Source organism: Lacisediminihabitans changchengi (assembly GCF_016634425.1).
In the GTDB taxonomy this organism is placed as follows: Bacteria; Actinomycetota; Actinomycetes; order Actinomycetales; family Microbacteriaceae; genus Lacisediminihabitans; species Lacisediminihabitans changchengi.
Map to the genome: position 1 here is coordinate 627,183 of NZ_JAEPES010000001.1, position 19,839 is coordinate 647,021.

At 66.1% G+C, this 19,839-nt stretch carries 17 protein-coding genes and 1 pseudogene; 14 read left to right on the forward strand and 4 right to left on the reverse strand.

What is annotated here, in order from left to right; all coding sequences use genetic code 11:
• Positions 1-124: 124 nt before the first annotated feature.
• Both IV501_RS02965 and IV501_RS02970 read right to left on the reverse strand, forming a co-directional pair.
• Complete coding sequence (locus tag IV501_RS02965; RefSeq protein ID WP_200554909.1) at positions 125-1,633, reverse strand: ABC transporter substrate-binding protein; 1,509 nt, start codon at positions 1,631-1,633, stop codon at positions 125-127.
• A 96-nt stretch (positions 1,634-1,729) separates the two neighbouring features.
• Positions 1,730-2,476 (reverse strand): DUF1684 domain-containing protein, encoded by a 747-nt coding sequence (locus IV501_RS02970; RefSeq protein WP_200554910.1) that lies wholly within the window; start codon positions 2,474-2,476, stop codon positions 1,730-1,732.
• A 206-nt stretch (positions 2,477-2,682) separates the two neighbouring features.
• Between IV501_RS02970 and lepA the strand changes: the two genes are divergently transcribed.
• The 4 genes from lepA (at position 2,683) to IV501_RS02990 (ending at position 7,029) form a co-directional block, all read left to right on the forward strand.
• Positions 2,683-4,536 (forward strand): translation elongation factor 4, encoded by a 1,854-nt coding sequence (gene lepA / locus IV501_RS02975; RefSeq protein ID WP_200554911.1) that lies wholly within the window; start codon positions 2,683-2,685, stop codon positions 4,534-4,536.
• Positions 4,537-4,560: 24 nt separating this feature from the next.
• The gene (locus IV501_RS02980; protein ID WP_200554912.1) at positions 4,561-4,740 is read left to right on the forward strand and encodes a hypothetical protein; all 180 of its coding nucleotides are present in this window, start codon (positions 4,561-4,563) and stop codon (positions 4,738-4,740) included.
• Positions 4,741-4,948: 208 nt separating this feature from the next.
• Complete coding sequence (locus tag IV501_RS02985; protein WP_200554913.1) at positions 4,949-5,590, forward strand: DUF1990 domain-containing protein; 642 nt, start codon at positions 4,949-4,951, stop codon at positions 5,588-5,590.
• A 149-nt stretch (positions 5,591-5,739) separates the two neighbouring features.
• Positions 5,740-7,029 carry a coproporphyrinogen-III oxidase family protein gene (locus tag IV501_RS02990; protein ID WP_200554914.1) on the forward strand — a complete coding sequence of 430 codons (1,290 nt, stop codon included), beginning with the start codon at positions 5,740-5,742 and terminating at the stop codon, positions 7,027-7,029.
• A gap of 4 nt (positions 7,030-7,033) precedes the next feature.
• On the opposite strand, the gene IV501_RS02995 is transcribed toward IV501_RS02990, so the two are convergent.
• Positions 7,034-7,390: a DUF4870 domain-containing protein gene (locus IV501_RS02995; protein WP_200554915.1), complete on the reverse strand. Its 357-nt coding sequence runs from the start codon at positions 7,388-7,390 to the stop codon at positions 7,034-7,036.
• A 57-nt stretch (positions 7,391-7,447) separates the two neighbouring features.
• Positions 7,448-7,855 (reverse strand): DUF4870 domain-containing protein, encoded by a 408-nt coding sequence (locus IV501_RS03000; RefSeq protein ID WP_200554916.1) that lies wholly within the window; start codon positions 7,853-7,855, stop codon positions 7,448-7,450.
• Positions 7,856-8,063: 208 nt separating this feature from the next.
• On the opposite strand from IV501_RS03000, the gene hrcA reads away from it, so the two are divergent.
• The 10 genes and pseudogenes from hrcA to IV501_RS03050 all read left to right on the forward strand — a co-directional run bounded on the left by hrcA (position 8,064) and on the right by IV501_RS03050 (position 19,666).
• Positions 8,064-9,086: a heat-inducible transcriptional repressor HrcA gene (gene hrcA / locus IV501_RS03005; protein ID WP_200554917.1), complete on the forward strand. Its 1,023-nt coding sequence runs from the start codon at positions 8,064-8,066 to the stop codon at positions 9,084-9,086.
• A 61-nt stretch (positions 9,087-9,147) separates the two neighbouring features.
• Positions 9,148-10,254: a molecular chaperone DnaJ gene (gene dnaJ / locus IV501_RS03010; RefSeq protein WP_200554918.1), complete on the forward strand. Its 1,107-nt coding sequence runs from the start codon at positions 9,148-9,150 to the stop codon at positions 10,252-10,254.
• A 135-nt stretch (positions 10,255-10,389) separates the two neighbouring features.
• On the forward strand, positions 10,390-11,118 hold the full coding sequence (locus IV501_RS03015) for a 16S rRNA (uracil(1498)-N(3))-methyltransferase (RefSeq protein WP_200554919.1): 729 nt from the start codon (positions 10,390-10,392) through the stop codon (positions 11,116-11,118).
• A 62-nt stretch (positions 11,119-11,180) separates the two neighbouring features.
• The gene (locus IV501_RS03020; protein ID WP_200554920.1) at positions 11,181-11,531 is read left to right on the forward strand and encodes a histidine triad nucleotide-binding protein; all 351 of its coding nucleotides are present in this window, start codon (positions 11,181-11,183) and stop codon (positions 11,529-11,531) included.
• A gap of 67 nt (positions 11,532-11,598) precedes the next feature.
• Positions 11,599-12,567 (forward strand): PhoH family protein, encoded by a 969-nt coding sequence (locus IV501_RS03025; RefSeq protein ID WP_200555413.1) that lies wholly within the window; start codon positions 11,599-11,601, stop codon positions 12,565-12,567.
• Positions 12,564-13,013 (forward strand): annotated as a pseudogene (gene ybeY / locus IV501_RS03030) (rRNA maturation RNase YbeY); the annotation flags it as partial. The gene IV501_RS03025 and the pseudogene ybeY, both read left to right, overlap by 4 nt.
• A 79-nt stretch (positions 13,014-13,092) precedes the next feature.
• A complete protein-coding gene (locus tag IV501_RS03035; RefSeq protein WP_307812149.1) occupies positions 13,093-14,397 on the forward strand; it encodes a hemolysin family protein in 1,305 nt (434 codons plus the stop codon).
• Positions 14,387-15,286 carry a GTPase Era gene (era, locus tag IV501_RS03040; protein WP_200554922.1) on the forward strand — a complete coding sequence of 300 codons (900 nt, stop codon included), beginning with the start codon at positions 14,387-14,389 and terminating at the stop codon, positions 15,284-15,286. Before IV501_RS03035 ends, era begins: the two co-directional genes overlap by 11 nt.
• A 452-nt stretch (positions 15,287-15,738) precedes the next feature.
• On the forward strand, positions 15,739-17,028 hold the full coding sequence (locus tag IV501_RS16505; RefSeq protein ID WP_200554923.1) for an alpha/beta hydrolase: 1,290 nt from the start codon (positions 15,739-15,741) through the stop codon (positions 17,026-17,028).
• On the forward strand, positions 17,021-19,666 hold the full coding sequence (locus tag IV501_RS03050) for a DUF2156 domain-containing protein (RefSeq protein ID WP_200554924.1): 2,646 nt from the start codon (positions 17,021-17,023) through the stop codon (positions 19,664-19,666). The genes IV501_RS16505 and IV501_RS03050 overlap by 8 nt, the downstream gene beginning before the upstream one ends.
• Positions 19,667-19,839 lie beyond the last annotated feature (173 nt).

Genomic DNA, 19,839 nt, shown 5'->3' on the forward strand with positions numbered 1-19,839 from the left:
GCCCCCGCCGGTATGTCGTATTGGCAGGTCGTCCGAAATTGCTGTGTGTTCATCATGGGCATATCCACGGTAGCGCGCCGCCCGGTCATGGCGGCGCGCCCCGTTGGTACTACTTCGCTAAGTACTACTTCTTAACGATGTCGTAGGCGTAGAACTGCGAGTTCAACCCGTTGATCGGGTAGCCGCTGAGCGTCGACGACGCCACGACGATCTGCGGGTAGAGGTAGAGCCAGTCACTCGCAGCATCGGCGACTATCTGCTCGTTGGCCTTCTTCAGCAGGGCCGTCTGGTCGGCGGTGCTGGTCGCCTGCTCGGCATCACCGATCCACTGGGTCACTTGCGTGTTGTCGTAGCCCCAGTAGAAGTCGGGGTTCCCGTAGAAGACCACGTCGCGGTCGTTGACGTGCTCCTGCAGGGTGGCGACGAAGTCATGTGCCTTGTACACCTTCGAGTACCACTCGTCGGCCGTGATGGTGTTGATCGTCACCGTGACGCCGATATTGGCTAGCTCGCTCTTGATGAACTCGGCAGCAGCGGGGTGCGGGTCGTAGTTCGGGGTGTCGAGGGTGAAGGTGAAGCCGTTCGGCAGACCGGCCTGCGCCAGTTCTTTCTTGGCGAGCGACGGGTCGTAGGGGTTCACACTCGTGAGGTTCTCGTACCAGGGGTCGCTCGGCGGAACCATCGACCCGGTCAGGGTGCCGTACTTGCCCCAGATGGAGCTGAGCAGCTTCTTGTTGTCGATGGCCGAGGTGACCGCCTTGCGCACCAGCACGTTATTGAACGGTGCGACCTTGTCGTTGAAGGCCAGCAGCAGCTTCGTCGTCGACTTGCCGTCGCTGACCGTGTAGTCGTTGTTCGAGGTGAACTGGCTCAGCGCGTCCGGGCTCTGCTCGCTGGTGACGATGTCGACCGCGTTCGTCAGCAGCGCGTTGTTCAGCGCCGTCGCGTCGGAGAAGTAGTTGAAGACCACCTCGGCGTTCTTCGCCTTGGTGCCCCAGTATCCGTCGAATCGCGTCAGGCTCAGGGTGCTTCCGCGCTTCCACTGGTCGAGCTCGTAGGGGCCGGTGCCGTCTTCGGACTTGGTGAAGTTCTTGGCCGCGTGGTTGTAGATCGACACGTAACTGAGGTTGTACGGCAGCGAGATCGAGCGACCCTTGAGGGTGATGACGACGGTGGAGTCATCCGGCGTCGCGACCGAGGCGATCGGCGCGAGGCTCGACTTGCGGGCCGACTGCGACGTGTCGGAGAGCACCTTCTCGATGCTGAACTTCACGTCTTTCGAGGTGAGCGTCGCGCCGGAGTGGAACTTCACGCCGCTCCGCAGCGTGAAGGTGTAGGTGAGGCCGTCTGCTGAGGCGGTGTAATCCTTGGCGAGCAGGTTCTCGACCTTGCCATCGTCGGTGAGCCTGAACAACCCCTCGTAGACGTTGCCGCTGAGTGCTTCGGTCACGCCCTGGCCACCGCCGGCGGTGTTGTCGAGGTTCTGCGGCTCGTAGACGGAGCCGATCTCGATGGTCGCGTTCTTGCCGGTTCCGTTGCCGGTGCCGCTTCCGCTCGACCCGCTCGCCGCGCACCCCGCGAGGGCGAGCGTAGCGGTCAGGGCGATGCCTATCAGGAGTGGTGCTTTCTTCACGGGTGGATCTCCAGTGCTGTGTCGGGTCTGGTGCGTCTCGTGCTGCTACGGCTGGTGGTGGTGCGTCTAGTGCTGGTGCGTCTGGTGCTGGTGCGTCTAGTGGTTCTCGAAACCGTCAGCGAAGACGATGTCGCGCTCGCCGGCTTCGATGGGCACGGTGAAGCGGTTCTGCTTGGGCGGCAGCGGGCAGTTGTACTGGTCGCTGAAGCCGCACGGCGGTACGAAAGCCTTGTTGAAGTCGAGCACCACGCGACCTTCGCTGTCGAAGTCGCTGCCCTCCGGACGCTCCACGAACAGGAACCGGCCCGACGGATAGGTCCCGCCCTCGGCGAACGGCAGCTGGTTGGTCGGGTCGGCAAAGACGAGCAGCAGAACGCCGCCGTCATCGAACGCGCTGAGCGTGTAGTCGACTCCGTCGCGGCTGAAACGGATGTCCCCGGGCACGGCCAATTCGCGCGTGCTGCCGTTGTCGCGCAGGTGCTCGAACGCCACGGTGCGGTCGGCGCCGACGTGGGTGAACTCGGCCTCGATCACCCAGTCGGGATTGAACGGGAAGACCGGCACCTCGTCGAAGTGCTGGATGGCCGGGGAGTTCGCGTCCCAGAGGCGGATCCCCTCCTGCGGACCACCGGTGTCGAGGTCGAGGCGGTGGAGGCGAGTCACGGTGACGGTGTCTGGCTGACCTTCGAGCGCCGCGGCATCCGTCACCGTCTCGCCGGCGTTCAGCCAGCGGGTCTCGATGAGGGCGAGGTCGCCCTGTGGGCCGGTGACGCGGGCGCGGCGCGCGGCGCGCCAGCCATCGCGAGAAGTGCGGGCGGCATCGACGGTAGCGGGAGCAGTCACGGGTCAATCTTTCTGTTCGTGGGGTCGAGGCGGTAATCCGATTGCGGAATGTGTCGTGCGGAATGTGTCCGCGGCCATCTGGCCCTAACGGCAGCGGAGGTGTTCGTATTCCTGCGCCCGTGCCGCGGCGGTTCTCCGTCATGGGACAATTGACCGTCCGGTGCGTTTGCGCCGTGTGGCACCCCCAGCACAGACAGAGGAATTGCGTGAGCCCCAGAGCAGTGAAGGCCCTCGAGCCGGCATCGACCGACCCCGCCTTCATCCGCAATTTCTGCATCATCGCGCACATCGACCACGGCAAGTCGACGCTCGCCGACCGGATGCTGCAGATCACCGGAGTGGTCAGCGATCGCGATATGCGGGCTCAGTACCTCGACCGCATGGACATCGAGCGCGAGCGCGGAATCACCATCAAGAGCCAGGCGGTGCGCATGCCGTGGGAGCTCGACGGCACTACCTTCGCGCTCAACATGATCGACACCCCCGGCCACGTCGACTTCACCTACGAGGTGTCGCGGTCGCTCGCCGCCTGCGAGGGCGCGATTCTGCTGGTCGACGCGGCGCAGGGCATCGAGGCTCAGACGCTCGCCAACCTGTACCTGGCCCTCGAGAACGACCTCGCGATCATCCCGGTGCTGAACAAGATCGACCTGCCGGCAGCCGACCCCGAGAAGTACATCAAGGAGATCGTCGGCCTGATCGGGTGCAAGCCCGAAGACATCCTGCTGGTGTCGGGCAAGACCGGCATCGGCGTGCCGGAGTTGCTCGATGAGGCGGTCCGCCGCATCCCGGCACCGACCGGAGACGCGGCGGCCCCGGCCCGCGCAATGATCTTCGACTCCGTGTACGACGCCTACCGCGGAGTCATCACCTACGTGCGCATGATCGATGGCAAGCTCAGCCCGCGCGAGAAGATCATGATGATGAGCACCAAGAGCGCTCATGAGGTGCTCGAGATCGGCGTGAGCGCACCGGAGCCGACGCCGACCAAGGGGCTCGGAGTCGGCGAGGTCGGCTACCTGATCACCGGGGTGAAGGATGTCCGGCTGTCGAAGGTGGGCGACACCGTCACCTCGTTCGCAAAGCCCGCCACGGTCGCGTTGCAGGGGTATTCGGAGCCGATGCCGATGGTCTTCTCCGGGCTGTATCCGATCGATGGTTCCGACTATCCGGTGCTGCGCGAGGCGCTCGACAAGTTGAAGCTCAGCGATGCAGCGCTCGTGTATGAGCCCGAGACATCCGTTGCCCTCGGTTTCGGCTTCCGCTGCGGATTCCTCGGGCTGTTGCACCTCGAGATCGTCACCGAGCGGCTGGAGCGCGAGTTCGGCCTCGACCTGATCGCGACCGCGCCGTCGGTGATCTACGAGGTCACCACCGAAGACAAGAAGCGCACCACGGTCACCAACCCGAGCGAGTTTCCCGGCGGCAAGATCTCGTCGGTGAGCGAGCCGATCGTGAAGGCGTCGATCCTGACCCCGAAAGACTTCGTCGGCACCGTCATGGAGCTGTGCCAGGGCCGGCGCGGAACCATGAACGGCATGGAATACGTCGGCGAAGACCGGGTCGAGCTTCACTACACGATGCCGCTCGGCGAGATCGTGTTCGACTTCTTCGATCAGCTGAAGAGTCGCACGCAGGGCTACGCGTCGCTCGATTACGAGCCCACCGGGGAGCAGGACGCGGACCTGGTGAAGGTCGACATCCTGCTGCAGGGCGAGGCCGTTGACGCGTTCAGCGCGATCGTTCACCGTGAGAAGGCGTACGCCTACGGCGTGCTGATGACGGAGCGGCTCAAGAAGCTCATCCCGCGCCAGCAGTTCGAGGTGCCGATTCAGGCGGCGATCGGTGCGCGCATCATCGCCCGCGAGTCGATTAGCGCCATGCGCAAAGACGTTCTCGCTAAGTGCTATGGCGGTGACATCACCCGTAAGCGCAAGCTGCTCGAGAAGCAGAAAGAGGGCAAGAAGCGCATGAAGATGGTCGGCCGCGTCGAGGTGCCGCAGGAGGCCTTCATCGCCGCGCTGTCTGGTGACACCGAGGCGAAAAAGAAAGAGAAGTAGCGCTTCGTCAGCTAGTTTCGTGAGATGAAATCAGCTACGGCTCAGACCCTTCTCGTCGTCGTTGCGCCGATCTGCATAGTCCTCGGGTTGGTCGGGCTCGGCGCGACAAACCGTTACGAATCGAATCTCGCGCTCGGCCTCTTTGTGATCGGCGGCATCGCGGCGCTGCTTCGTCTGGCGATCCACGGCCAGTCGCCCCGCTAGCGGACGCGAAACTCCCCACCGGGCGCCTTCGGAAACTCAGGACTGTGGTCGAGCGGCGCCGCGCTGAGGTGCCGAGCGTGAGTGTTCCGTGACCCGTTTCCTGAGTTTCCGAAGGATGCGTCGCTCGGGCAGGGATGGGCGGGGGTAGAAACCCCGCGTATTCTGTCCGCATGAGCCCGAACTGTGCCCGACGGTCGGCGAGCCCCCGATGAACAGCGTTGCGCTGTGGCAGCGGCCGGTGAGCTACGCCGCGGTCGGCGGCACTAAGGCTCCCGACCTGATGAGCTACCCGCCGGTCGGTTACCGGCCATACGAGGGCAGGGAGCGCATCGGGCACGGTGATGCGCGCTGGCAGTTCGCCTGGAACGCCGTGCTCACCTGGGGCATCCAACGCCGCAGCGGATTCCGCGTCACGCTCACCGATAGCCCCGCGGCCGTCACCGATCTCACCTACACCCCCGTGCGATTCGATGACGCGGGGGAGCCGCTCACCGCCGCGGTGGTGGGCGCAGCTCCCTCGGATGGCGAGCACCTCATCGTGCCCGGAGACACCGCTCTGCTCGGTATCCCGTTCGGGCCGTTCCGCGTCGGGGCCCCGGCCCGCGTCGTGTACGTAATCGACGAACCGGATCGCAAGGGCTTCGCCTACGGGACTATCGCCGGACATCCCGAGTCTGGCGAAGAGTCCTTCATCGTCGAGCGCGGGCCGGACGGCACGGTGTGGCTCGAGATTCGCGCGTTCTCGCGGCCATCGAACGCATTCTGGTGGATGGTCTACCCCGTGTTGCGGCTGTCTCAAGCCTTCTACACCCACCGTTACTTCCGTTCCCTGGCGGGCAAGATCTCCTAACCTTCTCGGCGGCCGTAACGGAAACTCAGGACTCTGGTCATAGCGAGCCGGTCGCACGGGCGTAGCACTGCGGTGTGCGTGACCGTCGTCCTGAGTTTCCCGCGAGGGCGGGCGGCGGGAGCACCACGTAGGCCGGGGATAATTGGCTAATGCCCAGCGCCCTCCCCCTCGCCGATCCGGCCCCAGCCGATGGGCTCCTGCCCGCTTCCGTCGCGGACGGTGTGAACGACCGCAACTTCGGCGTGTACCTGCACGTACCTTTCTGCCGCGTGCGCTGTGGCTATTGTGATTTCAACACCTACACGTCGGACGAGCTTCGGGGCGCCAAGCGCACCGACTACGCCGGCCAGGCCATCGCCGAGGTCGCCCTCGCCGGCAGCGTGCTCTCTGGGCTCCCGCATCGCGATGTCTCCACCGTCTTCTTCGGCGGCGGCACGCCGACCATGCTGCCCGCGACCGATCTTGCTGCGATGCTCGCGGCCGTGAGCAACACCTGGTCCCTCGCGCCCGGCGCCGAGGTCACCACCGAGGCGAACCCCGACTCCGTCGATGCCGCCTACCTGCTCGAGTTGGCGGCCGCCGGGTTCACCCGGGTCTCGTTCGGCATGCAGTCCGCCGTGCCGCACGTGCTCGCCACCCTCGAGCGCACTCACGACCCGGCTCGCGTGCCGCTGGTCGTCGAATGGGCTCGCGAGGCGGGACTCGATGTCAGCCTCGACCTCATCTACGGCACGCCGGGGGAGTCGCTCGACGATTGGCGCGCCTCCCTCGAGCACGCGATCGCGCAGCGTCCTGACCACATCTCCGCCTACGCGCTCATCGTCGAAGACGGCACCAAGCTCGCCCGCCAGATCCGGCGCGGCGAGGTCGCCCAACCCGACGACGACCTCCAGGCCGACATGTACGAGCTCGCCGACCGTCTGCTCGCCGACGCGGGCTACGAGTGGTACGAGGTCAGCAACTGGGCAAAGCGCACCGAGCCGGTGGCGACGGATACCGTGGCCGACCCGATCACGGGCGGCGAGTCCGCAGAAGACCTGGCCGAGCATCGCTCGCGCCACAATCTCGCCTACTGGCAGGGCCACGATTGGTGGGGAATCGGCCCGGGTGCCCACAGTCACGTCGGCGGTGTTCGCTGGTGGAACGTGAAGCATCCGGCCGCCTACGCCGAGCGGATGCTCGCAGGCGTGTCCCCGGCGGCGGGCCGCGAGACGCTCGATGCCGAGACGCGACGCGTCGAGCGGGTGTTACTGGGGTCGCGGATCCGTGAGGGGATCGCGGTGCGGGAGCTGACGGCATCCGGTCGCACGGCGGTCGCCGGCCTGATCGCCGAAGAACTCGTCGATCCGCGCGCAGCCATTCGCGGCACGATCGAACTGACGCTGAAGGGGCGGCTGCTCGCCGACCTGGTGGTGCGGCGGCTGCTCGCCGAAGACTGACGCGCTAGCGGATGAAACGGATCGCCAGCGGGTACTCGTAGTGCTCGCCCGTGTTGGCGGCGACGGCGGCGATCACGCTGAACACGATGTTGAGCGCGGCGACCGCCAGCAACACCAACAGGCCGACGATGAACCAGCTGGTGAAGATTCCGACGATGTAGCCGGCCAAAACCGTGAGTTGGAAGTTCAGCGCGGTGCGGGTCTGCTGGTGGATGAAGGCGCCGCGATCCCTGAGCACGAGATACCCGATCAGGGCGGGCAGGAAATGGAAGACGATGCCGCCGACGTGGATGAGGGTCGCCCAGAGGCGCTCGTCGCTCGCGGAGAGGGGCGGGACTGCGGTCGGCGTGGTATCTGACATGGGCCCATTAAAGCAAGAAGCCCGGCGCGAACTGCGCCGGGCCTCGTGCGACGAAAGCTACTTGATGAAGCGGAAGTTGAACGGGTACCGGTAGGCGATGCCATCCTTCGCCTTGGTGAAGGCGATGATCGAGAAGATCAGGCCGATGAGCCAGGCGATCCAGCCGAGTCCGCCGAAGATCGAGCTTCCGCCGTAGGTCACGAACAGCAGAGCGACCGAGAGGATCGTGCCGACGATCCCGAGCACGATCTCCGCGATCAGGATGGTGATCTGGAAATTCAGCGCCTCTTTGGACTCCTGCCGAGTAAACGTCCCACGGTCCTTGAAGACAAGGAAGATGATGAGTGACGGCAGGATGCTGAGGATGCCGCCGAGGTGAGCAAACGACGCCCACTGCCGGTCTTCGGCCTCGGACAGCGGCACGGCCGGTTGAGGGGCCGGAGCCGCGGGAGGTGGTTGGGTCATCTCGTGTGCCTTTCGACATGCTGCGGTGGGAAACGGGTCGGACTGGCCTTCGTGCGCACAGCGTGTGACACGCCGGTGTGAACACGTGCATAAGCTAGCGCTTCAGCGGCGCGCCGTGCAATGGCTGAGCCGCTATTTCTCGCGGTACAATTGGCAGTCTGAGGAGGCGAGTGCTAACAGCTCGCGCGTGATTCGAGAGGTGGTGCCCGTGGTTTCCGAACGCAGTCTCGAAGTGCTGCGGGTCATCGTGCAGGACTACATCGCCTCTCGCGAACCGGTCGGGTCGAAGTCGATCGTCGATCGCTACTCGTTCGGGGTGTCTGCCGCGACAATCCGCAATGACATGGCCCTGCTCGAAGAAGAGGAGCTGATCGCAGCCCCGCACACCTCGTCCGGTCGCATCCCGACAGACAAGGGCTACCGTGTCTTCGTCGACCAGCTCGCCGATCTGCGCCCACTGACATCCGCTCAGCGCACGGCGATCGAGACCTTTCTCGGCGCGTCCACCGACCTCGACGAGGTGCTCAGCCGCACCGTGCGCCTGCTCTCGCAGCTGACGCATCAGGTCGCTCTGGTTCAGTATCCGTCGCTCAGCCGGTCGCGCATCCGTCACATCGAATTGGTGCGCCTGGCTTCCGGCCGGATGATGACGGTGCTGATCACCGACACCGGCCGGGTCGAGCAACGGCTCATCGATATCCCGACCGGACTCACCGATCCGTTCTTCGACGAACTGCGCGCGAAGCTGAATTCGAGTCTCGGCGGCCTCGGGCTCGCCGAGGCCGCGGAGAAACTCGCCACGCTGCCGACCCAGTTCTCGCGGGAGGACGCTCCGACCGTCGAACTGATCACCATCGCCCTGATCGATCAGGTGCTCGCCAACCGCGCGGACAAGCTGGTCATGGCCGGCGCGGCGAACCTGGTGCGGACAGAAGAAGACTTCACCGGGAGCATCTACCCGGTGCTCGAGGCGATCGAGGAGCAGGTCACCCTGCTTCGCCTGTTCGGTGAAATGGCGCCGGATCAGAACGGTTTCGCCGTCTCGATCGGGCAGGAGAACGCCTCGTTCGGGCTCGGGGAGACGTCCGTGCTTACCAGCGGATACTCGACCTCGGGTGGTGAACTATCTCGTCTGGGCGTGCTCGGCCCGACCCGCATGGACTACTCGAACAACATGGCGGCGGTGCGAGCCGTCGCCCGCTATCTTTCCCGCCTTCTCGGCGAGAACTGACATCGGCGTCATCGACCGGCAGACAGCCGTCGATGCTGCGCCGGAAATGTAAAGGATCACTGTGGCAGACCACTACGAAGTACTCGGCGTCGACCGGAACGCCTCCGCCGACGAGATCAAGAAGGCGTACCGGCGCTTGGCGCGCGAGCTGCACCCCGACGTGAACCCGGGGGCGGATGCCTCCGAACGCTTCAAACTCGTCACCCACGCGTACGACGTGCTCTCCGACCCGCAGCAGCGCCAGCAGTTCGACGCCGGACCCCAGGCCGGTTTCGGCGGCGGCGGCGGCAACTTCGGCGGATTCGGCGACATCTTCGAGACGTTCTTCGGGGGAGGTCAGCAGACCCGCGGGCCCCGGTCTCGTCGCGAGCGCGGCCAGGACGCCCTGGTGCGCGTCGAGGTCGACCTCGACGACGTGATCTTCGGCACCACCCGCGACATCGAGGTGGACACCGCCATCCTCTGCGAGACCTGCAACGGTTCGTGCTGCGCGCCGGGAACCCAGCCGGTCACCTGTGACATCTGCCACGGCAGCGGACAGATTCAGCGCACCGTGCGCAGCCTCCTCGGCAACGTGATGACCTCGAGCCCCTGCGGTACCTGCCGCGGCTACGGCACCGTCATCCCGAACCCCTGCGGCACCTGCCAGGGTCAGGGTCGCGTGCGCGCCCGCCGCAGCATCCCCGTCGACATCCCCGCCGGTGTCGACACAGGACTGCGCCTTCAGCTGCCGAACCAGGGCGAGGTCGGGCCGGCCGGCGGCCAGAACGGCGACCTGTACCTCGAGATCAAGGTGCGCCACCACGACGTCTTCAGCCGCAACGGGGACGACCTGCTCGCCACCCTTGAGGTGCAGATGACGGATGCCATCCTCGGCACCAAGACCACGCTGAAGACCCTGGATGGTGAGGTCAGTTTCGACATCAAGCCGGGCACGCAGAGCGCGGAGGTGATCACGGTCAAGGATCGCGGCATCACCCGTCTGCGCGGCAACGGTCGCGGTGACCTGAAGATCGGCATTCAGGTGGCGACACCCACGAAGCTGAACCACAAGGAACAGAACCTGATGAAGCAGTTCGCCGACCTGCGCAAGCCGGCCGCACCGACGCTGACACACTTCCAGCAGGGCCTGTTCCAGAAGCTGCGCGACCGCTTCCTCAACATCTAGCCAGCTCCGCCCGACCCGGGGGGTTCGGAAACTCAGGACAATGGTCATGTGCTGCCGATGCGCGCCCGGAGTTCGGGGAATCCGTCCTCGGGGCCTTGACCACTTTCCTGAGTTTCCGAAGGGACCCCTCACCGCATGGCGCACTTCTATCTCAGCGAAGACCTCGAGCCCGTCGAGATCGGCGCGCAGATCTCGGTCACCGGCTCCGAGGCGAAGCACGCCGTCACGGTGAGTCGCATCCAGGTGGGGGAGTCCATCGCGATCGGCAACGGGTCCGGTTTCGTCGCGACCGGTGAGGTGGTGAGTGCCGCGCCGACCGAGTTCGTCGTGAAGGTCGAGCGGGTGTCATCCGTCGCCCCGGTGAGCCCCGCGATCTGGCTCGCCCAGGCGCTCGCGAAGGGCGACCGGGACGAATACGCGGTGCAGCAGGCCACCGAGCTCGGCGTGGACGGGGTGATCCCGTGGTCGGCGCAGCGATCGATCTCCAAGTGGGAGGGCCCTAAGGTGCGCAAGGGCCGCGACCGCTGGATGGCGATCGTGCGGGAGGCGACCAAGCAGTCGGTGCGCGGGTGGATCCCCGAGGTGGGCGACCTCGTCTCCACTCCTCAGCTCGCCCTCCTGGCCAAAGAGACGCGGATGCTCGTACTCGACCCGACCGCGAGCGGGACGCTCAGCGGACTCGACCTGGACGGCCGCGACCTCGTCGTCGTCGTCGGACCGGAGGGCGGAATCGCGCCTCCCGAGCTGTCACGGCTCGAGGGTGCGGGCGCTGAGCTGGTGCGGCTCGGCGACAACGTGTTGCGCACCTCCACCGCGGGGCCAGCCGCGATCGCGGTGCTCAGCGCGAAGCTCGGCCGCTGGTAGCGAGCACCGCTGACAGCGAACGACCGCGCGCCGGGGTGGGCCTCTCACTTAAGATTGGTCGCATGTCCGCTCCCGAGAAAACAGTCTTCGAGCTCATTGTGGAGCGCGCTATTCCGGCCGACATCGTCTTCGAAAACGACCGGGTGATCGCGTTCCGCGACATCGCCCCGCAGGCCCCGGTGCATCTGCTGGTGGTGCCGAAGAGTTCCGAATACCGCAACGTCACCGAGCTCGCCGCCGGTGATCCCGCTCTGCTCGCCGAGGTCGTGGCCATCGCCCAGCAGCTCGCCGACGAATACGCAAGTGGCGAGTACCGTCTCGTGTTCAACACCGGTTCGTCCGTCGGACAGACCGTTTTCCACGTGCACGCCCACCTCCTGGGCGGCCACCTCCCGGAAGGCTCACTTGCCTGATCGTTCGATTCCCCGTCCCGTCGCCGGAGCGACGGACCGCGTTGAGAAGCGCGTCGACGGCGTCGCCATGGTGCGACTTCTTGGTCCGCAGGACCGACTGCTTAAAACGATCGAGCGGCAGTATCCGCTCGTCACCGTGCTCGTGCGCGGCAATGAGATCACCCTGGAGGGTGACACCGATCAGGTCCACGCCGCCGTGCGCCTGGTCGACGAGCTGATCGAGATGGTGCGCGGCGACCGCGACCTTGGCGAGCAGGAAGTGACCGAGTCGGCAAAGATGCTCCGCAACGACCCCCAGTCCAGCCCCGCCGAGTTGCTCAGCCAGGCGATCCTCACCAGCCGAGGCAAGAGCATCCGGCCGAAGACGCTCGGCCAGAAAGACTACGTCGACGCCATCGATGAGAACACCATCGTGTTCGGCATCGGACCAGCCGGTACCGGCAAGACCTACCTGGCGATGGCGAAGGCGGTGCAGGCTCTGCAACGCAAAGAGGTGAGCCGCATCATCCTGACCCGGCCCGCCGTCGAGGCCGGCGAGCGACTGGGCTACCTGCCCGGAAGCCTCACCGACAAGATCGACCCGTATCTGCGCCCGCTGTACGACGCGCTCAACGAGATGATGGATCCGGAGATCGTGCCGAAGCTGCTCGCTGCCGGCACCATCGAGGTCGCCCCGCTTGCCTACATGCGCGGGCGCACCCTGAACGAGGCCTTCGTGGTGCTCGACGAGGCGCAGAACACCAGCCCCGAGCAGATGAAGATGTTCCTCACCCGGCTCGGACACGGCTCGAAGATGGTCGTGACCGGTGACATCACCCAGGTCGACCTGCCGGTGGGCGCGAGCGGTCTGCAGTTGGTGACCCGCGTGCTCGACAACATCGACGAGATCTACTTCGCGCGCCTGACCAGCCAGGATGTCGTGCGGCACAACCTGGTCGGCCGCATCGTCGACGCCTACACCAAGTACGACTCCGAGAAGCTCGCTGATCGGTACGAGCGGGAAAACCGCCGCGAAAACCAAGGACGCGCAGAATGACCATCGAGATCAACAACGAGTCGACGATCCCCGTCGATGAGGCTGCACTGCTGCGCCTGGCCGCCTTCGCCCTCGACAGCCTGCACGTGCACCGCGATGCCGAGCTCGCGATCGTGCTCGTGGACGAGGGCGCAATGGAGCAGTTGCACCTGCAGTGGATGGACGAGCCCGGCCCCACCGACGTGCTGAGCTTTCCGATGGACGAGCTGCGCCCCGGTACCGAGGATGCGATCACCCCCGCCGGTCTGCTCGGCGACATCGTGCTCTGCCCGCAGGTGGCCATCGTCCAGGCCGAGGCGGCTGGCCACTCACCGCTCGACGAAATGCTCCTGTTGACGACCCACGGCATCCTTCACCTTCTCGGCTTCGATCACGCGGAGCCCGACGAGGAGAAGGAGATGTTCGGCCTGCAGAAGGAGATCCTCACCGCATTCGCCCGTTCCGACGGGTCGGATGCGGAGCGATGGACCTTCCCGCGGCTGACCTCCGAACAGTCGGCTTCCGAACAGTCGACGGAGTAGTGCCGTGATTCCGATCTTCATCAGCGTGGCCGTGCTGCTGGTGATCTTCGGCGGCCTCCTCGCCGCGGTCGACTCCGCGCTCAGTGTGCTCTCTCGCGCCGACCTGCTCGAGCTGGCGGCGCACGCAACGCGGTCCCGCAAAGCTCTCAGCGCGATGGCGACGGATGTCGGCGCTCACATCAACGCGATCAACTTCATGCGTGTGGTTGCCGAGACCGCCGCGGCCGTGCTCGTGTCGCTCGCGCTGGCGTACCGCCTGGACTGGTGGCTGGCACTGATCATCGCCGTGCTCATCATGACGGTGGTCTCCTTCGTGCTGGTCGGGTCGAGCCCGCGCAGCGTCGGTCGGGTGCATGCTCGTGCGGTCATGCGTTTCTCGGCGGTGCTGGTGCACGCCGTCCGGGCGTTCCTCGGACCCATCGCCGCCGCCCTGGTCGCCATCGGCAACCGGGTCACTCCGGGGCGGACGGCGACCTTCTCCTCGGAGGAACAGCTGCTCAGCATGGTCGACGAGGCGACGGAGCTCGACGTGCTCGAGGAGGACGATCGCGAGCTCATCCACTCGATCTTCGAGTTCAACGACACCGTGGTGCGCGAGGTGATGATCCCGCGAACGGACATGGTCACCATCGACGCGGTCGAAGACGTCGGTACCGCGATGGGACTGTTCCTCAGCAAGGGCGTCTCGCGCATGCCGGTCATCGGGTCGGATGTCGATGAGGTCATCGGCATCCTCTATCTGCGGGATGTCGCGCGCCTCAGTTACGAGCGACCGAAAGGTCTCGACGGGGTGACCGTCGACTCGCTCGCGCGAACGGCACTGTTCATCCCCGAATCGAAGAAGGCTGACGACACCCTGCGCCACATGCAGCTGGAGTCGAATCACCTCGCGATGGTGGTGGACGAGTACGGCGGAATCGCCGGGCTGGTGACACTCGAGGATCTCATCGAGGAGCTGGTCGGTGACATCTCCGACGAGTACGACCACGAGGTGACCGAGGTCGAGGACCTCACGGGTGGGCGCTACCGTGTGGCCGCACGTCTGCCTGTCGACGAACTCGGGGAGCTGTTCGACATCGAGCTGGAAGACGACGATGTCGACTCGGTCGGGGGACTCCTGACCAAGGCCCTCGGAAGGCTGCCCCTCCCGGGCTCCACCGCCACGTACTCTGGACTCATCCTTACCGCCGACCGTACGGAGGGTCGCCGCAAGCGACTCAGCACCGTGCTGGTCGAGCGTGACCAGGCCCTTCTCGACGCGCAGGCCGCGTTCCGCCGCACCACCACTGGAGACGACAATGCTGAATGACGCCGAGTTCCGAGCCGGATTCGTCTCCTTCGTCGGGCGCCCGAACGTGGGCAAGTCCACGCTGACCAACGCGCTGGTCGGCGAGAAGGTCGCGATCACCTCGTCGAAGCCGCAGACCACCCGCCGCGCCATCCGGGGCATCGCGCACTCGGAGCAGGGTCAGCTGATCCTGGTTGATACCCCCGGCATGCACCGCCCGCGCACACTGCTCGGGGAGCGGCTCAACTCCATCGTGCAGTCGACCCTCGGCGACGTCGACGTGGTCGGCTTCTGCGTGCCAGCCGACGAGAAGATCGGCCCGGGCGACCGCTACATCAACGAGCAGCTCGACTCGTTCCCGCGGGCGAAGAAGGTGGCGATCGTGACCAAGATCGACGCCGCCTCGCGCCCCGCCGTGGCGGCCCAGCTGCTGGCGGTGTCGCAGCTGCGGGAGTGGGAGGCGATCATCCCGGTGTCTGCCACCAGCAAGATCCAGCTGGACACGCTCGCGACCGAGCTGATCCGTCTGCTGCCGGTGTCGACCGCGCTGTACCCTGCCGACTCGGTCACCGAGGAGAGCCTGGAATCGCGGATCTCGGAGCTCATTCGCGAGGCCGTGCTCGAGGGCGTCGAAGACGAACTGCCGCACTCGATCGCGGTGACCATAGACGACATCGTCGAGCGAGACGACAAGGATCTGGTCGAGGTCTTCGCCAACCTCTTCGTCGAGCGGGACAGCCAGAAGGGCATCATCATCGGACACCAGGGCTCGCGTCTGGCCGACGTGGGCGCCCGGGCTCGGGCTCAGATCGAGCCGCTCGTCGGCAAGCAGGTGTTTCTGTCGCTGCGCGTGAAGGTCGCGAAGGACTGGCAGCGCGATCCGAAGCAGCTCGGCCGCCTCGGCTTCTAGCCCGCGCCTCACCGCCGCCCCGCTACATCCCCGCGTCCCACCTTCGGAAACTCAGGATTGTGGTCGGCCTCTGGCCCGCACGCGGGGCCTGTCGGGCGCGGATGCGACCAGAGTCCTGAGTTTCCCTATGAGGGTGCACGGGTGGCCACCTCGCGACGACGGAGGTCCAGGACATGAGGAGCGGGCGACCTCTCGGGAGGCCGGGCGACACGGGTAGGCGGCCTTGTCACGGCAGCGTCGGTACCCAGCGTCGGTACCCAGCGTCAGTGCCCACCGTGAGTGCCCACCGTGAGTGCCCACCGTGAGTGCCCACCGTCAGTGCCCACCGTCAGTGCCCCTCATCAGGTTTCTCCAGGATTTTCTGAAGACTCACACAGGAAGCGCGAAATCACACCTGGGGCAGCGTCGACCCTCGCATACTGACTCACGGCACCCGCTCGAAAGGCACGACCGTGATCTCCGCACTGCTCTCGCTCCACCTGATCAGCGGGCCGTTGCCCGTCGTGGTCATGGCCCTCGGAGCGGCTGCACTGGTCGCGCTGCTCGTCACCCGCCGGTGGCGTCGCTGGTTGCCCGTTGCAGGGGTCGTCGGGCTTGCCGGACTCGGACTCGGCTATCTTCTCTGTTGGCTTCTCGGGGATGTCCTCGACCTCTTCGACGTGGATCTCTCCTTCACGACCCGGACCTGGTTCGCCGTTCTGGTAGCTGGCATGGCGCTCGGAATCGCCCGATCGTTCCGCGCGGGCCCGCGTTCGAAGGTGTTGGGTGCCGTGGTGGTGGTGGTGGCGGTGCTCGTCGGATCTGTGGGGATCAATGCCGATCTTGGCGAGTTTCCGACGGTGAAGGATGCGGTGGGCCTCGGTGGATACCGCCCGCTGGTCCTCCCCGCTCGTGGAGCGAGCGAGCCGATCGACACGTGGACCTCGCCGGCGCACATGCCGCAGAACGGTCGGGTCGGCACGGTTACCATTCCCGCGACGAGCTCGCATTTCGCTGCGCGACCGGCGATCGTCTACCTTCCGCCTGCCGCGCTGGTCGCTCGTCCGGCCAAGCTGCCCGTCCTCGTCATGCTCTCGGGACAGCCGGGAGCGCCCTCCGACCTGTTCACGTCCGGCGCGCTCGCGAGCGCACTCGACTCCTATGCGCACAGCCATGACGGGTTGGCTCCGATCGTCGTGGTGCCAGATCAGTTGGGGCAGGAGACGGCGAACCCGATGTGCGTCGACGGCGCGCTCGGCAACTCCGCGACCTATGTCACCCGCGATGTCGCAGCCTGGGTCCATGCGCATCTCACGGCACTATCGGGGCCGGCCGACCGGGGGATTGGCGGCTTCTCCCAAGGGGGAACCTGCTCCATCCAACTCGGCGCAGCACACCCCAGCCTCTACGGCAGCATCGTCGATATCTCGGGCCAGGTCGCGCCGAAGCGAGGCACAGTGCAGCAGACCATCGACGCGGGTTTCGCAGGCTCGCGGTCCGCATACGAGGCTGCATTACCCGCCGCGATCTTGGCCCGGTCAGCTCCGTACACGAACAGCTTTGCGCTCTTCGCGGTGGGATCGGGCGACCAGCGATACGGCCCGGGGCTGAGGCAGGTCGCCGCTGAGGCGTCGGCGGCCGGGATGACGACGCATCTGTACGTCTCCCCGGGAACCGCGCATGATTGGCACACCGTGCGCTACTCGTTGGCCAAGATGATTCCCGCGATAAGCGAGCATTGGGGGTTGATATCCCATGGTTAGGAAGACATTGCGCCGCCATCCGACCACCATCGTGCTCGTTGCTCTCACGCTCGTCGGGGCTGTACTCGGCCGCGGGTTCCTCGGCCCTACCTCATCCGTTTCCTTCGCCCTCGGTACCGGATACGAGCAGGTGGTCGGCTTCCACCGATGGTGGACACCGTTGACGTCGGCGTTCCTCACGGACGGCGGCCTCGATCTCCCGCTCGTCATCATCGCCATGGTGGTCGTGGTCGGCGCGGCGGAACGACTCATGGGTAGCCGCAGAACAGCCATCGCGTTCGTCACCACTGCACTGGCCGGGGTGGTGGTCGGAGTCGTGGTGCAGTCCGTCGGCTCGGCTCTCGGCGAACTCTGGTCGCGGCGGGTGAGCGAGATCGTCACCCTCGACCCCATGACAGCGATCGCGGGCACCATCATGACGGCCAGCGCGTTCGCCGGCCCACTGTGGCGCCGGAGAATCCGCGTCGTCACCGGGTCCATCGTGCTGATGTTCCTCCTCTACGCAGGTGACCCCTCCGACCTCTACCGAAGTCTCGCGACACTCGCCGGTCTCGGCCTCGGGGTCGCGCTCCACCCGACCGACGGTCCGCTTCGCTGGCAGCGCAGCTCGCACCGGGAGATGAGGGTGCTCCTTGCCGCGGTCGTCGCGATCACCGCGATCGGTCCGGCCATCACGGTCTTCAGCAGGGTGCGCCTCGGCGCGCTGGCGCCGCTGGGGCTGCTCCTCACCGATGCTCGTCCTGGAGGCGTGTCCACCGTCGACGAGTGCCGCGCCCTCGCCATTACCCACGCGTGCCTTCACGACATGACCCTGGAGCGAATCAGTGGCGTGGGTCCGGTGCTGTTGACCATCCTCCCGATGCTGACCCTCCTCGTCGCAGCGCTCGGCCTGTTGCGCGGCCGCCGATTCGGGGCGTGGCTCGCCATCGGGGTCAACGTCACCCTCGCGGCGCTCGCCGCTTACTTCTACGGCCTCCTTCCCTTGGTGGGCGACCCGGTGCGGGTGCACGGAACGCACTACTGGGAGGTGACGATCTCGCTCACCGCGTCTGTGCTGCTCCCGCTCGCGATCGCGTTGTTCGTGCTGGCCAACCTGCGGCACCTGAGACTTCGTGCGTCGCGGGAGACTGCGGTGCGCTACATCCTCACGGTGGCCATCGCGCTGGTCGGACTTTCTCTGCTCTACGTGGGTGGCGGGTGGCTGCTGAGTTCGCGCTTCCATCCCCGCGTCGGGCTCGCTGACTTACTTCTCGACCTGCCAGAGCGATTCGTGCCGATCGGTCTGCTCAAGGTGGACCGCCTCGCCTTCCTGCCCACAGACACCGCGACACACTTTCTCTACTACTGGATCGGGCCGGTGTTCTGGCTCACCGTGGTGGTCGGCGCGCTGCTAGTTGTCCTCCGCGCGCGGACTGCGGATGACGTGGCCGGGTCGGCGCGTATCCGCTCGCTACTGACGGGTGTTGGTGGTGGCTCGCTCTCGTATTGGGCGACGTGGCCCGGAAACTCCTACTGGTTCTCGCGGTCGGGCGAGGCAGGCGTGGCCTACCGTGTGATCGGCGACGTCGCGATCACCTCGTCGGAGCCGATCGGTGCACCGGATGCAGCGCTCGCCGCCATCGAGGAGTTCGCGACGTTCTGCGACGACAACGGGTGGACCCCCGTCTTCTACTCGATCCACGAGAGATACCTGGCGGAATGTGAGCGTCTGGGGTGGTCGTCGATGGGCGTCGGCGATGAGACCGTCGTGTTGCCGCAGCAATGGAAGACCACCGGGAAGCGTTGGCAGGACGTGCGCAGCTCGATAAACCGCGCGGAACGTGCCGGAGTGCGGGCGGTGTGGACAACCTATCCGTCGCTATCGGTTGCCCACGCGGCGCAGATCGGGGAAATCTCGGAGGCCTGGGTGGCCGAAAAGGAATTGCCCGAGATGGGATTCACCCTCGGTGGGATGGATGAGTTGCACGATCCGGCAGTAGGGCTGATGCTCGCCTGCGATGCGGACGATCGCGTGGTGGCGGTGACCAGTTGGCTGCCGACGTACCGCGATGGGCGCATCGTGGGGTGGACGCTCGACTTCATGCGGCGAGCGCCTGACGGGATGAACGGGATCATGGAGTTCGTGATTGCTCGTGCGGCAGAGCAATTCCGCGACGACGGGATCGAATTCATGAGTCTCTCGGCCGCTCCGCTCGCACACGGCGGAGTCGAGGTCGAACAGAGCGCGGCGGCCCGCACCCTCGCGTTCGTCGGCGCGCGGCTGGAGCCGGTGTACGGCTTCCGCTCGTTGTTCGCGTTCAAGCGAAAGTTCCAGCCCGAGTTCCGCCCGCTCGCGATGGCGTACCCCGACCCGCTGGCCTTGCCCGCGATCGGACTCGCGCTCGCCCGTGCCTACGTGCCCTCGCTGTCGGTGCGCGGCGGCATCCGCTTTCTCCGTTCCCTCGGCCCCGCCTCCGCCCCGGCTCCGGTTCCGGCTGCGCCTCCTGCCCTCGCCCCGGAGACGATAGACCCGCGCCCGGCGCCCGGGCCTGCAGTCGCCGTTCCGGAGCCCAACTCGGCAGCGCACGGCGCCACTCGAGGTACCGACCCCGCCCCCGCCCCGTCGGAAACTCAGGAAAGCGTTCCGGTCAAGACGTGAAACGGGTCCGCTCGGCAGCGGCAGTCGACCAGACTCCTGAGTTTCCAGCGGCGCGGGCCGCGGTGCTAGCCTGAAGACGTGCTTTCCGGTCTGCTCCTCCTTAGCTGCCGCGACGAGTCCTAACCCAGGCCTCACTCGTCGCGGCCAGTGCTGATCAAACGCAGCGTCATTGG